12 protein-coding genes are annotated in these 13,555 nt (G+C 73.6%); 7 read left to right on the top strand and 5 right to left on the bottom strand.

Features of this window, described 5'->3' with window-relative positions; all coding sequences use genetic code 11:
- Window positions 1–244: 244 nt before the first annotated feature.
- Together mihF and H7X46_RS05915 are read left to right on the top strand one after the other, a co-directional pair.
- Window positions 245–556: an integration host factor, actinobacterial type gene (gene mihF, locus H7X46_RS05920; RefSeq protein WP_186358446.1), complete on the top strand. Its 312-nt coding sequence runs from the start codon at window positions 245–247 to the stop codon at window positions 554–556.
- 84 nt (window positions 557–640) lie between these two features.
- The gene (locus H7X46_RS05915; RefSeq protein WP_186358445.1) at window positions 641–1,564 is read left to right on the top strand and encodes an alpha/beta fold hydrolase; all 924 of its coding nucleotides are present in this window, start codon (window positions 641–643) and stop codon (window positions 1,562–1,564) included.
- Here H7X46_RS05915 and H7X46_RS05910 read toward each other — a convergent pair.
- Both H7X46_RS05910 and H7X46_RS05905 read right to left on the bottom strand, forming a co-directional pair.
- On the bottom strand, window positions 1,546–2,226 hold the full coding sequence (locus tag H7X46_RS05910) for a response regulator (protein ID WP_186358444.1): 681 nt from the start codon (window positions 2,224–2,226) through the stop codon (window positions 1,546–1,548). The two genes, H7X46_RS05915 and H7X46_RS05910, sit on opposite strands and share 19 nt — an antisense overlap.
- Window positions 2,223–3,836, bottom strand: a complete 1,614-nt coding sequence (locus H7X46_RS05905) for a sensor histidine kinase (RefSeq protein WP_186358443.1) — start codon at window positions 3,834–3,836, stop codon at window positions 2,223–2,225. Before H7X46_RS05905 ends, H7X46_RS05910 begins: the two co-directional genes overlap by 4 nt.
- A gap of 175 nt (window positions 3,837–4,011) precedes the next feature.
- Between H7X46_RS05905 and H7X46_RS05900 the strand changes: the two genes are divergently transcribed.
- Genes H7X46_RS05900 through H7X46_RS05890 form a run of 3 tightly spaced genes read left to right on the top strand, consistent with a single transcriptional unit; the run spans window position 4,012 to window position 7,113 of the window.
- Window positions 4,012–5,055: a tripartite tricarboxylate transporter substrate binding protein gene (locus tag H7X46_RS05900; RefSeq protein ID WP_186358442.1), complete on the top strand. Its 1,044-nt coding sequence runs from the start codon at window positions 4,012–4,014 to the stop codon at window positions 5,053–5,055.
- Window position 5,056: 1 nt separating this feature from the next.
- Window positions 5,057–5,608 (top strand): tripartite tricarboxylate transporter TctB family protein, encoded by a 552-nt coding sequence (locus H7X46_RS05895; RefSeq protein WP_186358441.1) that lies wholly within the window; start codon window positions 5,057–5,059, stop codon window positions 5,606–5,608.
- Window positions 5,608–7,113, top strand: coding sequence for a tripartite tricarboxylate transporter permease (locus tag H7X46_RS05890; protein WP_186358440.1), 1,506 nt, complete (start codon window positions 5,608–5,610; stop codon window positions 7,111–7,113). Before H7X46_RS05895 ends, H7X46_RS05890 begins: the two co-directional genes overlap by 1 nt.
- Window positions 7,114–7,186: 73 nt before the next feature.
- Here H7X46_RS05890 and H7X46_RS05885 read toward each other — a convergent pair whose 3' ends face one another.
- Genes H7X46_RS05885 through H7X46_RS05875 form a run of 3 tightly spaced genes read right to left on the bottom strand, consistent with a single transcriptional unit; the run spans window position 7,187 to window position 11,428 of the window.
- The gene (locus H7X46_RS05885; RefSeq protein WP_186358439.1) at window positions 7,187–8,677 is read right to left on the bottom strand and encodes a class I adenylate-forming enzyme family protein; all 1,491 of its coding nucleotides are present in this window, start codon (window positions 8,675–8,677) and stop codon (window positions 7,187–7,189) included.
- A complete protein-coding gene (locus H7X46_RS05880; RefSeq protein ID WP_186358438.1) occupies window positions 8,674–10,266 on the bottom strand; it encodes an AMP-binding protein in 1,593 nt (530 codons plus the stop codon). Before H7X46_RS05880 ends, H7X46_RS05885 begins: the two co-directional genes overlap by 4 nt.
- Before the next feature lie 10 nt (window positions 10,267–10,276).
- Entirely contained in the window at window positions 10,277–11,428 is a 1,152-nt protein-coding gene (locus H7X46_RS05875) for an acyl-CoA dehydrogenase family protein (protein ID WP_186358437.1), read from the bottom strand.
- 67 nt (window positions 11,429–11,495) lie between these two features.
- Here H7X46_RS05875 and H7X46_RS05870 point away from each other — a divergent pair, with 67 nt between their 5' ends.
- Window positions 11,496–12,104: a TetR/AcrR family transcriptional regulator gene (locus tag H7X46_RS05870; RefSeq protein WP_186358436.1), complete on the top strand. Its 609-nt coding sequence runs from the start codon at window positions 11,496–11,498 to the stop codon at window positions 12,102–12,104.
- A gap of 321 nt (window positions 12,105–12,425) precedes the next feature.
- Complete coding sequence (gene sfnG, locus H7X46_RS05865) at window positions 12,426–13,547, top strand: dimethylsulfone monooxygenase SfnG (RefSeq protein WP_370589051.1); 1,122 nt, start codon at window positions 12,426–12,428, stop codon at window positions 13,545–13,547.
- The last annotated feature ends 8 nt before the right edge of the window (window positions 13,548–13,555 follow it).

The following is a 13,555-nucleotide window of genomic DNA, read 5'->3' as shown; positions in this document are numbered from 1 at the left end:
GCTACTCGCTCTGCCGATGCGCGATCCGCTGGCGCTACTCGCTCTGACCTGCGAAGACACGGGTGGCGCGGTACGGTGCGACGACCGGTGGACCGGCTGCGCCGAGCAGCCCGTCCCGGGGCCGACACGCCCCGGGCAGGGGGTTCCCGCAGGTCGCGAGGGGGTCTCTGCCACTCTGTACGGCGATCCGCGATACACATCCGCCCCGGCACGGGGTGCGTGGAACCGAGAGGAGGCGTCAGCGATGGCCCTGCCCACCCTGACCCCGGAACAGCGCGCAGAGGCGCTCAAGAAGGCGGCCGCCGCGCGCACCGCCCGCAAGGAGCTCCGCGACAAGATCGCCAGCGGCGAGGAGACGATCCCCGCGGTACTGGGTCGCGCGAAGACCGACCAGATCGTCGGCAAGACCAAGGTCGTCGACCTGCTCAAGAGCGTCCCCGGCTGGGGCCCGGCGCGGGTCTCGAAGGTGATGGAGAAGGCCGGCATCGACGCCTCGCGGCGTGCCGCCGGTCTCGGCGAGCGGCAGCGCCAGGCGCTGATCGACGAGGTCGGCTGATACCTCGCTCGCCCGCGTCGGCCCGGTCCCCCTCGGTGTGGACCGGGCCGACGCACGTCCGGGCCCGTCTGGAAGATTGCGGGTGTGGAACGCGAGGTCGAGGTCGAGCCCGGTGTGGCCCTGTGGGTCGAGGATCTCCCCGCCGCCGGCGACTCGCCGGCGTGCCCGGTCCTGCTCGTGATGGGCGCGAACGCCGCGGGGCCGTCCTGGCCGGACGGGCTGGTCGAGCGGCTGCGCGAGCGGCACCGGGTGGTCCGCTACGACCACCGCGACACCGGGCGGTCGTCGCGGGCCTTCGAGGACCATCCGTACGGCATCGCCGACCTCGCCGGTGACGCGCTCACCGTGCTGGACGCCTGCGGGATCGGCCGCGCGCACGTCGTCGGGATGTCGATGGGCGGGCTCCTGGTGCAGCTGCTCGCCCTCGACGCCCCCGAGCGGCTGGCGAGCGCGACCCTGCTGTGCACCGCGGCGCTCGACGCGCACCGGGCGGGCCTGCCCGGGCCCCCGCTGGAGCTGCTGCGGATGTGGCAGGAGCTGCACGACCCGCGCGACGAGCACGGCGAGCTGACCTGGCGGGTCGAGCACTGGCGGCTGCTCGCCGGCGACGCCCTCCCGTTCGACCCCGCCGAGTTCGAGGCCCTGGAACGGCGGGTGATGGCCCACTGCGGGCGGGTGGAGCCGGCGACCGCGCACGCGCTGGCCGGCGTGGACGGACTCGACCGGGGCGACGAGCTCGGTGCGATCACCGTGCCGACGCTGGTGGTGGAGGCGCCCGCGGATCCGGTGCACCCGCCGCCGCACGCCGCCTACCTCGCCGAGCGGATCGCGGGCGGGCGGGCCGAGCCTCCCGTCCGGCTGGTCTCGATCGAGGGCATGGGACACGCGCTGCCCGCGGCCGTGCTGGACCCGCTCGCCGCGGAGCTGCTGGAACACGCCGCCGAGGCCGAGGACGCGCTCTGGGGACCGGGCGTGGTGGCCCCGCAGGGTCAGCCGACCCAGCGGTAGCGGCGTTCCGGGCGCCCGGTGCCGTAGCGCAGCCGCACGGTCACCACGCCGGTGGTCACGAAGTGCTCCAGGTACCGCCGTGCGCTGACCCGCGACAGCGCGGTCGCCTCGGCGCACTCGGCGGCGGACAGGTCGTCGCCGTCGCTCGTGCGCTCGCGCAGGGTCCGGGCGACGAGCTCGGCGGTGGGGGTGGCGAGCCCCTTCGGCATCCGCTCCTGCCCGCCCGCGGACGGGACCGCGGCGCCGCCGAACAGGCGGTCGATGTCGGACTGGCCGCGGACCCGGTCGAGGTCGCGCCGGACCCGGGCCGCCCGCTGCACCTGCGCGGCGAGCGCCGCGAAGTCGAACGGCTTCACCAGGTAGTGCAGCGCGCCGCCGTGCAGCGCGGCGGCGACCGTGTCCGGGTCGTCCGCGGCCGTGACGACCAGCACGAACGGGTCGTCGGGGGCGCCGGTCCGCAGCCGCGACAGGACCTCGAGCCCGGACACGTCGGGCAGGTAGACGTCGAGCAGCACCAGGTCGGGACGCAGCCGCGCGGCCAGCTCGACCGCCTCTTCGCCGCCGTGCGCGACCCCGACGACGGTGCAGCCCTCGATCCGCTCCACGTACCCGGAATGCACCCGGGCGACCATGAAGTCGTCGTCGACCACCAGCACCTTCACGCCCGAACCCCCGTCGGCAGCAGCGGCAACGTCGCCTCGAACACCGCACCGGACTCCCCGGTGTTGCGTACCGCGATCGTCCCACCCCGGCGCAGGCACGCCTGACGGGCCAGAGCCAGGCCGAGACCGCGGCCGCCGATCTCGGCCGCCTTGGTGCTGAACCCGGCGCGGAACACCTCCTCGGCCAGCTCGGAGGCCACGCCCGGGCCGGAGTCCCGCACCTCGATCCACACCTCGTCGTCGCCGCCCCCGGCCAGCCCGATCTCCACCAGGCGCGGGCCGTCCGCGCCGGCCGTGGCGTCGATCGCGTTGTCGACCAGGTTGCCCAGCACCGTCACCAGGTCGGCGGACAGGTCCGGGTCGCGGTCGGGGTCGGTCGGGTCGAGCCGGGTGTCGGGGTCGAGCGCCAGCTCCACCCCGCGCTCGGCGGCCTGGCTGTTCTTCGCGACCAGCAGCGCGGCCGTCGCCGGGTCCCCGACGCACGCCGACACGGTGCGCCGCCAGTCCTCGGTGGCCGCGACGATCCCGGCGACGAACCGCCGGACCTCGTCGTGCTCGCCGAGCTCGGTCAGCCCGGCGATGGTGTGCAGCCGGTTCGAGAACTCGTGGGCCTGCGCGCGCAGCGTGTCGGTGACGGTGTGCGAGGCGTCGAGCCGGTGCTGCAGCGTGGTCAGCTCGGTGCGGTCCCGCAGGGTGACGACCGCGCCGACCTCGTGCCCGTCGAGCCGCACCGGCATCCGGTTCAGCACGAGCGCCCGGGTGTCACGCAGCACCAGCTGGTCCTCCCCCGCGGCCGCGCCGGTGAGCACCTCGCGCAGCCGGTCGTCCAGGCCGAGGTCGTCGACGTGGTCGCCGGCGCGGGCACCGGGCAGCTCCAGCAGCTCGCGCGCCACCGGGTTGAGCAGGGTGATCCGGTCGGCCGTGTCCAGCCCGACCACACCCTCCTTGATGCCCAGCAGCATTGCCTCGCGGCGCTGCACCAGCTCGACGATCTCGTCCGGTTCCAGGCCGAGGGTCTGCTGGCGGACCCGGCGGGCCAGCAGCAGCGACCCGGCGACGCCGACGCCCAGCGCGAGCCCCAGCAACGCCGCCGACTCGGCCCGCGCACCGGTCAGGGACTCCACCAGCGACGGCGCCCGGATGCCGGCCGACACCAGCCCGGCGACCTCGCCCCGGTCGCCGATCACCGGGACCTGCGCGACGACGGTGCGGCCGTCCGGGTTGCCGACCCAGGCCCGCCCGGCGGGCGCGGTGCTCGCCCCCGGGTCGAAGCGCTGCCGCACCCGCGACGGGTCCGGTGAGGTCCGCACGACCAGCCCGGCGTCCACGATCTCGATCTCGTCGGCGCCGGACAGGTTCTCCGCGCTGCGGGCGAACGACGGCAGCAGGTCGTGGTCGCCGCTCTGCAGGGCCTCGCGGACGGTCGGGATCGAGGCGACGTCCTCGGCGACCGACAGCATCCGGCGGCCCTGGACGTTGCGGAACGACTCGGCGGACTGCACCGCGGCCAGCGCCGCGACCGCGCCGAGCAGCACGAGGACGACCACCAGCTGCCAGACGAGGAACTGGCGGGCCAGCGGTACGCCCGCTCCACCGGCGCGCCGTCGCATGCGCCCACCCTAGAACGCGGCCGGTGGCCGGCTCCGGCGCAGCGGTGTCGACGACGCCGGTGGCCGCGCGGTGACCACAACGACCACAACGTCCGTTGTGGTCGTATCGGAGACACCGGGCACCGGCGTCGGCACACTTCTCGCGTTCCCTTCGCAACGGTGAGATCGGACCCCCATGACCCAGTCGACGACGACGGGCAGCCGGCAGCCGCCGGGCGACCCGCCGCCCACCCGGCGCCGATCCGGCGCGCTGATCGGCACGGCACTCGCCGTGCTCGCCGCCCTCCTCCTGGTACCGCCCGCGGTCGGTGCGGTGACCGGCGGCGGTGACGGCACCCAGATGCGCGGCCTGCGCATGCTCGTCCCGAACGCACCCGGCGGCGGGTACGACGTGACCGCGCGCAGCGCCGCCAAGGCCATGGAGGACGCCGGCATCACCGGCCCCGTCGAGGTCTTCAACCTGCCCGGAGCCGGCGGCACGGTCGGGCTCGGCCGCACCGTCAACGAGGCCGGCAACGACCGCCTGGTGATGAGCATGGGCCTCGGCCTCGTCGGCAGCGTCTACTCCAACGACTCGCCCTCCACCCTCGCCGACACAACGCCGATCGCCCGGCTCACCGAGGAGACCGAGATCGTCGTCGTGCCGGCGGACTCGCCGTACAAGGACCTGGCCTCGCTGCTGCGGGACTGGAAGGCGAACCCGGGCGGCACGCCGGTCGGCGGCGGGTCCTCCCCGGGCGGGCCGGACCACCTGGCCCCGATGCTGATGGCCGAGGGTGCCGGGCTGGACCCGAAGGCGGTCAACTACGTCGCCTACGACGGCGGCGGCGAGCTCCTGGCGTCGGTGCTCGGCGGGAAGGTCGCGTTCGGCGTGTCCGGGCTCGGCGAGTTCGCCGACCAGGTCGAGTCCGGTGACCTGCGGGTGCTCGCGGTGACCGCGGGCGAGCGGGTCCCGGGTGTGGACGCGCCGACCCTGCGCGAGGCGGGGATCGACGTCGAGTTCACCAACTGGCGCGGCGTCGTCGCGCCGCCGGGGCTGACCCCGGAGGCCCGGGCGGACCTCGAGCGGGTCTACGCCGAGATGCGCGGCACACCGGAGTGGCGCGAGGTGCTGGAGACCAACGGCTGGCAGGACGCCTACCTGCCCGGCGGCGAGTTCCAGAGGTTCCTCGCCGAGGAGGACGCCCGCGTCGAGCGGGTGCTGACCAGCTGGGGCTGACATGACACTCACCGACGACACCGGGACCGGCCGGGCCGGTACCCCCACCGGCGGCATCCGATCGTGGCTGCGCGACCACTCCGAGCTCGGGGTGTCCGCCCTGCTCGCCGTGGTCGGTGTGCTCGTGCTGGTCGACACCGTCACCGCGGGCAGCGGCGGCACCGACTCGGACCCGCTGGGGCCCCGCACGGTGGCGTTCGTGCTCGGCGCGGCGCTGCTGCTGCTCTCGGCGCTGCTGACCGTCGACATCCTGCGCGGCGGCCACGGCGAGGCGGAGGCCGGCGAGGACATCGACCTCAGCACGCCGATGGACTTCCGCACGGTCGGGATGCTCGCCGGGGTGCTGATCGCCACGGCGGCGCTGATCCCGCTGCTCGGCTGGCCGATCGCCGGCACCGTGCTGTTCGCCGGCGCCACCTTCGCGCTCGGCTCGCGGGCCGTGGCCCGCGACCTCGCCATCGCCGGCGGGGTCTCGTTGCTGACCTGGGTCCTGTTCGACGCCCTGCTCGGCGTCGACCTGCCGGGCGGCCCGCTGATGGGGGTGTTCGGCTGATGGGCACGTTCGACCTGCTGATGAACGGGTTCGCGAACGCGCTGACCCCGGGCAACCTGTTCTTCGCCGCGGTCGGGGTGCTGCTCGGCACCGCGATCGGCGTCCTGCCGGGCATCGGCCCGGCAATGGCGGTGGCGCTGCTGCTGCCGGTGACCTACGCCTTCGAACCGACCGGCGCGTTCATCATGTTCGCCGGGATCTACTTCGGGGCGATGTTCGGCGGCTCGACGACGTCGATCCTGCTCAACACCCCCGGCGAGTCGGCGTCGGTGATGGCGGCGGTCGAGGGCAACCCGATGGCCAAGTCCGGGCGGGGCGCGCAAGCGCTCGCCATCGCGGCGATCGGTCACTTCATCGGCGGCATCATCGGTGTCACCGGCCTCGTGGTGATCGCACCGCTGATCGCCTCGGTGGCCGTCGACATCGGCGCTCCCGACTACTTCGCGATCATGGTACTGGCGTTCGTGGCGGTCAGCGGCGTGCTCGGCGCGTCGCGGGTCCGCGGGTTCGCCGCACTCGCGCTGGGCCTGACGATCGGCCTGGTCGGGCTGGACCCGATCGGCGGCCAGCCCCGGCTGACGTTCGGGGTGCCGCAGCTGGCCGACGGCATCGACGTCGTCATCGTGGCGGTCGGGCTGTTCGCCGTCGGCGAGGCGCTCTGGGTGGCCGCGCACCTGCGCCGCGGCACGCAGGAGGTCATCCCGGTCGGCCGCCCGTGGCTGGGCCGCAGCGAGCTCCGGCGGTCCTGGAAACCGTGGCTGCGCGGGCCGTTCATCGGCTTCGGGTTCGGCTCGATCCCGGCCGGCGGCGCGGAGATCTCGACGTTCATGGCCTACGTGACCGAGCGCCGGCTCTCGAAGCACCGCGACGAGTTCGGCAAGGGCGCCGTCGAGGGCCTCGCCGGGCCGGAGTCGGCGGCCAGCGCGTCGTCCGCGGGCACCCTCGCGACGATGCTGACCCTGGGCCTGCCGACCACGGCGATCGCCGCCGTGATGCTGGCGGCGTTCCAGCAGTTCGGGATCCAGCCGGGGCCGCTGCTGTTCGAGCGCGAGTCGGACCTGGTCTGGACCCTGATCGCGAGCCTGTTCATCGGCCTGGTGCTGCTGCTGGCGCTGAACCTGCCGCTGGCCCCGGCCTGGGCGAAGCTGCTGCGGATCCCGCGGCCGCACCTGTACGCGGGCATCCTGTTCTTCGCCTGCGTCGGCGCCTACGCGGTGTCGGGGCAGCCGGTGGACCTGCTGGTGCTGCTGGCGATCGGCGCGATCGGGTTCCTGATGCGCCGGTTCGGCCTGCCGGTGCTGCCGGCGATCATCGGCGTGATCCTCGGCCCGGACGCCGAGCTGCAGCTGCGCCGCTCGCTGCAGATCTCCGACGGTGATCCGACGACGCTGTTCTCCACGCCGCTGGCGATCATCGTCTACGTGCTGATCGCGATCCTGTTCGTCGCGCCGATCGTGCTGCGTGCGGTCCGCGGGCAGCGCCAGAAGGAGCCGGAGAAGGTCTGACCCGTCCCGGCACATCGGCACCGTGCCCCGCGGCTGCGATCCGGCCGCGGGGCACCGTGCTGTCCGGCGCGGGTCACGGGAACCGGGAGCGCAGCGTGGGCCGGTCGAGCTTCCCGCTGCCGGTGCGGGGCAGCGCGTCGACGATCTCGATCCGGCGCGGCCGGGCGATGCCGCGCAGGTCCGGGTGGGTGGCGCACCAGGCCGCGACGTCGTCGGCGGTCACCCCGGGACGGTTCGGCACGACGACCGCGGTCACCTGCTCCACCCAGCGCTCGTGGGCGGTCCCGATCACGGCGACCTCGGCCAGGTCCGGGTGCCCGGCCAGGTGCTCCTCGACCATCTGCGGGAACACGTTCTCCCCACCCGAGACGATCATGTCGTCGATCCGGTCGGTGTAGTACAGGTAGCCGTCGTCGTCGGCCGACATCAGGTCGCCGGTGCGCAGCCAGCCGTCGGTGAACCGCTCGGCGGTCAGCTCGGGCAGGTTCCAGTAGCCGGGGGTGACGGCGTCGCCGCGCACCCACAGCTCCCCCACCTCGCCGGGCCCGGTCACGTCGGCACCGGTGGACGGGGAGACCAGCCGGGTCGCCACGATCTGCTCCAGCGGCCGGCCCATCGACCCGGGCCTGCGCTCCTCGCCGGGGGCGTAGGACACGGCGAGCCCGCTCTGCTCGGTCTGGCCGTAGATCTCGGTGCCGGGGATCCCGGTGCCGGCGGCGAGCCGTTCCACGGCAGCGGTCGGGGTGCGCGACCCGCCGAACATGCAGATCCGGAACGAGTCCAGTACCACCGGGTTCTCCACCGTCCGGTTCCCGACGTCGATCATCATCGTGGAGATCAGGCCGCCGTAGGTGGGCCGCAGCCGCTGCGCCAGGTCCAGCCACTCCAGGGCGTCCCAGCGCGGCATGAACGTGATCCGCCCGCCGCGGGCCAGCACCGGCAGGCTCGCCAGCTGCAGCCCGCCGACGTGGAACAGCGGCAGGCAGTTGAGGACGTGGTCGTCGGCGGTGATCCCGTACAGGTCGATCACACCCTCGACCTGCGCCCAGGTGTTGCGGTGGGTCTGCCGGACCCCCTTGGGCACGCCGGTCGAGCCCGAGGTGTACATGAGCAGCGCGTCGTCGCCGTCCAGGCGCGGGACGACGCCGGCGGCGGGCTCCCCGGCGACGGCGGCGTCGAACCCGGCGCCGAGGGTGAGCAGCTCGACGCCGTCGGGGGCGAGCCCGCGCACCCGCTCGGCCTCGGCCGCGGGCAGCACCACCAGCCGCAGGCCCGAGTCGGCGACGGCGTGGCGCAGCGCCGCGTCCGGGAAGAGCACGTTGAGCGGCACCGCGACCGCCCCGGCCTGCCAGGTCCCGAGCAGCCCGGTGAGGTGGTCCGGGTGGTTCGGCAGCAGGAACCCGACCCGGTCGCCGGGGGCGATCCCGCGCCGGCGCAGGTACCCGGCGAACCGGGCGGCCCGGTCGGCGAGGGCCGTGTAGCTGGTCTCGGCACCGTCGAGGGCCACCGCCACCGACGACGGGTGGTCGGCCGCGGCGCGGCGCAGCAGGGTCGCGATGTTCATCGGGCACCACCGAAGTGACCGGCGTGCTCGTCCCGCACGACGTTCTTCTGGATCTTGCCGGTGGACGTCTTCGGCAGCGCCTCCGCGACGATCACCGCCTTCGGGACCTTGTAGCCGTCGAGCCGCTGCTTCAGCGCCTCCACCAGGGCGTCCGGGTCGACCGTGGCCCCCGGCTTCGGGACGACGACGGCCGTGATCGCCTCGCTCCACCGCTCGTGCGGCAGCCCGACGACGACCGCCTCCGCGATCCCGGGGTCGGCGGCGTAGACGGCACGTTCGACCTCCAGCGACGCCACGTTCTCGCCGCCGGTCTTGATGACGTCCTTGTAGCGGTCGGCGAACCACAGCATCCCGTCCTCGCCGAAGGAGCCGACGTCGCCGGAGTGGAACCAGCCGTGCCGGAACGCCTCGTCGGTGGCCCCGGGGTCGTCGAGGTAACCGTTCATGGTCGACGGGCCGCGGTAGACGATCTCGCCCTGCTCGCCGGGGCCGAGCAGCTCGCCGTCCGGTCCCATGATCGCCACCTGGACGCCGGTGATCGGGGTGCCGACCGCGCCGACGTGGGTCAGTTGGTGCTCGGGCCGGAACAGCGTGGTGCACGGGCTCATCTCGGTCTGGCCGAACAGCAGCGCGAACTCGCAGCCGTAACCGTCCATGCAGGCCCGGACCAGCGGCTCGGGCATCGGCGCCATCGCGTAGACCGCCCGCCGCAGCGAGGACAGGTCGCGGGAGGTGAACGAGTCGTGCTCCAGGGCGGCCCGGTACATCATCGGCAGCCCGAACACCTGGGTGATCCGCTCGCGTTCGATCGTGTCCAGGAACGACTCCGGTTCGAAGCCGCGCGACACGTGGATGGTCGCGCCGACCAGCACCGCGGGCGTGCAGAACGCGTTGAGCTGGGCGGTGTGGAACATCGGCATCATCGCGAGGAACCGGTCCCCGGCGTGCCACCCCGAGTCGAGCGCGGTCGAGAACGACTCCATGGTGATCGCCAGGTGGGAGGCGGCCACGCCCTTCGGGAACGACGTCGTCCCCGAGGTGTAGAGGTAGCTCAGCGGGTCGCGGTCCTCCACGACCACCTCGACCGGGCCGTCCGCGCCCGCCAGCTCGTCCAGCGTCGACCACGACCGGTCCGCCGGCTCCCTGGTGTGCGGCGCCCCGGTCCCGGGCGCGACGATCACGTCGGTCACCCCGGACACCTTCTCCAGCGCCTCGGCGAGCCCGTCCACGAGCTGGGTCTCGACGACGATCCCGCGGGCCCGGGAGTGGCCGAGCACGTAGGCGACCTCGCCCGGCTTCCAGCCGAGGTTGATCGGGACGCACACCAGGCCGGTGCGCGCGCAGGCGTAGTAGACGGCCAGGAACTCGGCGCTGTTGCCGGAGGCGACCGCCAGCGCGTCCCCGCGGGCGTAGCCGCGGTCGACCAGCCCGCGGGCGAGCCGGTCGACCCAGGCGTCCAGCTCGGGGTAGGTCCAGCTCCGGTCCCCGTCGACGACGGCGAGCTGCGCCGGCCGGGCCGCCGCGCTCCGGGTCAGCGAGTCGGCGACGTTGACCCGCTGGATCAGGTTCCGCTCCGTTGCGGTTTCCATGTCGGCTCCCTCAGTACGATCGAGGCAGGCCCAGGCCGTGCTGGGCGACGTGGTTGAGGATCATCTCCCGGTTCACCGGCGCCACCTGCAACAGCCGCGCCATCCCCCAGTAGGGCACGAACCCGTACTCGCTGGCCAACCCGTTGCCGCCGTGGGTCTGCATGGCCGCGTCCAGGGCGTGCATCGCGGCCTCCGCCGCGGCGTACTTGGCCATGTTGGACTCCTCGCCGGCCGGCAGGCCCCGGTCGTGCAACCAGGCCGCCTTCCGGGTCATCAGCGCGGCGAGCTCGGTCTCGATCCGGGCCTTCGCCAGCGGGTGCGAGACGCCCTGGTGGGCGCCGATCGGGACGTCCCACACCTGCCGGGTGCGGGCGTACTCCGCCGCCCTGCCCAGCACGAACCGGGCGATGCCGACACCGAGCGCGGCGCCGGTGATCCGCTCCGGGTTGAGCCCCCGGAAGATCTGCCGGAAGCCGTCGCCCTCGGCGCCGACCAGGTTGCCGGCCGGGACGCGGACGTCGTCGAAGTGCAGGACGTGCTGCTTGTCCGGCGCGATCAGGTCGACCGGGAGCGGGGTGCGGACCAGGCCCGGCGCGTCGACCGGCACGACGAACAGGCTCAGCTGCGCGCGCCCGTCCGGGGTGCGCCCGGTACGCGCGACGACGAGGACGGCCTCCGCGTCGTCGGTGCCCGAGATGTAGTGCTTGGTGCCGTTCAGAACCCACTCGTCGCCGTCCCGGACGGCGTGCGTCGCCATCCGGTGCGTGTTCGACCCGGCATCCGGCTCGGTGATCGCGAAGACGACCTTGGTGGATCCGTCGGCGAGCCCCGGCAGCCAGCGCTCGCGCAGCGCGTCGGAGCCGAAGTCGCCGATCACCTCGGCGGAGATCGCCGCGGAGACGAGGACCAGCAGCAGCGGGGTGCCCTGCGCCGCCGCCTCCTCGCAGACCACCGACAGCTCGACCAGCCCCCCGCCGCCCCCGCCGTAGGCCTCGGGGATGTTGACACCGAGGAACCCGGCCTTCCCCATCGCCGTCCACAGCTCCTGGGTGTGCCGGCCCTCGTGGGCGCAGCGCAGGTAGTAGTCGCTCCCGAAGGATCCCGCGATCGCCGCCACCGCCGACCGGAGGTCGCGTTCCTCGTCGGTCTCGCTGAAGTCCACGCCGACCTCCCAGTGATTTATCGTTCACTTGTGGCGGACGGTACCGCGTTCCTGCCATGCTGACCAGATGCCGGCCGGATCCTCGCCCACGACCGCCGCGACACCGCGGCGCCGCGACCCCGACCGCGCGGAGCGCATCCTCGCCGCGGCCGCCCGGCTGATCGCGAACCGCGGCTTCCACGCCGTGGGGATGGCCGAGATCGGCGCCGAGGCAGGCATCGTCGGCTCCGGGATCTACCGGCACTTCGCCTCCAAGGAGGCGATCCTGGTCGCGCTGCTCGACCGCGGGATGACCCGCCTGGAGACCGGGGCGGCCGCGGCGCTCGCCGCGGCGACCTCGGACCGCGAAACGCTGTCCATGCTGGTCAAGGACCACATCACGGTCGCCGTCGAGCACGGCGCCGAGCTCGCGGTCTACCACCGCGAGGTGCACACCCTGCCCGAGGAGGAGCGCCGCGTGCTGCGCCGCCGCCAGCGCCACCACGTCGAGGACTGGGTGCACGCCCTCGCCCCGCTGCGCCCCGACCTCGCCGACGGCGAGCTGCGCGTGCTCGTGCACGCCTGCGTCGGGGCGATCCAGTCGACGCTGTTCTTCCGCAGCGGGCTCGCCCCGGAACGGCTCGAGGCGCTGCTGACCGACATCGCGCACGGCTGCCTCGGCGTCGACCCGGCATAGTGAACAAAGATTGATTCCTGGCGCGGTCGTCGATCTCGGGGTCGCGCTGGAGGAACCGGTGACGTCGCCCGCGGGCGGTTGACAGCACCGCGACCGCCCCGGTTCGGTGGGGTCGTGGTCGCCCCGCTGCTGACGCGCCGCCGTCACGTGGATCACCTGGTCGTCACGAGCCAGGCCTGTCGCTGACCCGCGACCCCTGGCCCGATTCGTCCTTTTCCTCCCGGGCGCCGCCCTGTCGCGCGCCCGCCCCGCCGTTCCCGGCGGGCGACCACCAGGAGATCACCCGTGTCCGACAACCTCGACATCACACCGAACACGCAGATCGGCGAGCCCCTCAAGTTCGCCTACTGGGTCCCGAACGTCTCCGGCGGCCTGGTCACCAGCACCATCGAGCAGCGCACCGACTGGGGCTACGACTACAACGTCCGGCTGGCCCGGACCGCCGAGGACAACGGCTTCGAGTACGCCCTCTCCCAGATCCGCTACCAGGCCAGCTACGGCGCCGACCACCAGCACGAGGCCACCAGCTTCTCGCTCGCGCTGGCACTGGCGACCACGAGGCTGAAGCTGATCGCGGCCGTGCACCCGGGCCTGTGGCAGCCGGCCGTGCTGTCGAAGTGGATCGCCACCGCCGACCACCTCACCGGCGGCCGGATCGCGCTCAACGTGGTGTCCGGCTGGCTGAAGAACGAGTTCACCGCGATGGGCGAGCCGTGGCTCGAGCACGACGAGCGCTACCGCCGCACCAGCGAGTTCATCCGGGTGCTCCGCGAGATCTGGACCGCGGGCGAGGGCGGCGCCGAGTTCTCCGGCGACTTCTACCGGGTGCACGGGTTCGACCTGAAGCCGAAGCCGCTCGACCTGCCCGGCCGGCCGCACCCGGAGATCTTCCAGGGCGGCAACTCCACGGCCGCCCGCCGCAACGGCGGCACCGTCTCCGACTGGTACTTCTCCAACGGCAAGGACTACGACGGGTTCACCGAGCAGGTCGAGGAGGTCCTCGGCCACGCCAGGACCGCGCAGCGCCTGCAGCCCGTCCGGTTCGGCCTGAACGGCTTCATGATCGCTCGTGACGGCGAGAAGGAGGCCAGGGACACCCTGCGCGAGATCATCGCCAAGGCGAACCGGCCCGCCGTCGAGGGGTTCCGCGACGCCGTCCAGCAGGCCGGGAACGCCACCGGCGACCGGCGCGGCATGTGGGCGGACTCGTCGTTCGAGGACCTGGTCCAGTACAACGACGGCTTCCGCACCCAGCTGATCGGCACGCCCGAGCAGATCGCCGACCGGGCGATCGAGTACAAGCGCCGCGGCGCCAACCTGCTGCTGCTCGGCTTCCTGCACTTCCAGGAGGAGGTCGAGTACTTCGGCTCCCGCGTGCTGCCGATCATCCGGGAGAAGGAGGCCGAGCTCGCCGCCCGCGAGCCGCAGCCGGCGCCGGCCTGAGCCGGACC

This window comes from Pseudonocardia sp. C8 (assembly GCF_014267175.1).
In the GTDB taxonomy this organism is placed as follows: Bacteria; Actinomycetota; Actinomycetes; order Mycobacteriales; family Pseudonocardiaceae; genus Pseudonocardia.
Note: the sequence above shows the minus strand (reverse complement) of the source record. Positions and strands in the feature narration are given on the sequence as shown.

What these genes read in the sequence shown, in the direction of transcription:
- mihF (WP_186358446.1), top strand. Translation starts at nt 245, where the DNA reads ATGGCCCTGCCCACCCTGACCCCGGAACAGCGCGCAGAGGCGCTCAAG.
- H7X46_RS05905 (WP_186358443.1), bottom strand. Translation starts at nt 3,836, where the DNA reads ATGCGACGGCGCGCCGGTGGAGCGGGCGTACCGCTGGCCCGCCAGTTC.
- H7X46_RS05900 (WP_186358442.1), top strand. Translation starts at nt 4,012, where the DNA reads ATGACCCAGTCGACGACGACGGGCAGCCGGCAGCCGCCGGGCGACCCG.
- H7X46_RS05895 (WP_186358441.1), top strand. Translation starts at nt 5,057, where the DNA reads ATGACACTCACCGACGACACCGGGACCGGCCGGGCCGGTACCCCCACC.
- H7X46_RS05890 (WP_186358440.1), top strand. Translation starts at nt 5,608, where the DNA reads ATGGGCACGTTCGACCTGCTGATGAACGGGTTCGCGAACGCGCTGACC.
- H7X46_RS05885 (WP_186358439.1), bottom strand. Translation starts at nt 8,677, where the DNA reads ATGAACATCGCGACCCTGCTGCGCCGCGCCGCGGCCGACCACCCGTCG.
- H7X46_RS05880 (WP_186358438.1), bottom strand. Translation starts at nt 10,266, where the DNA reads ATGGAAACCGCAACGGAGCGGAACCTGATCCAGCGGGTCAACGTCGCC.
- H7X46_RS05870 (WP_186358436.1), top strand. Translation starts at nt 11,496, where the DNA reads ATGCCGGCCGGATCCTCGCCCACGACCGCCGCGACACCGCGGCGCCGC.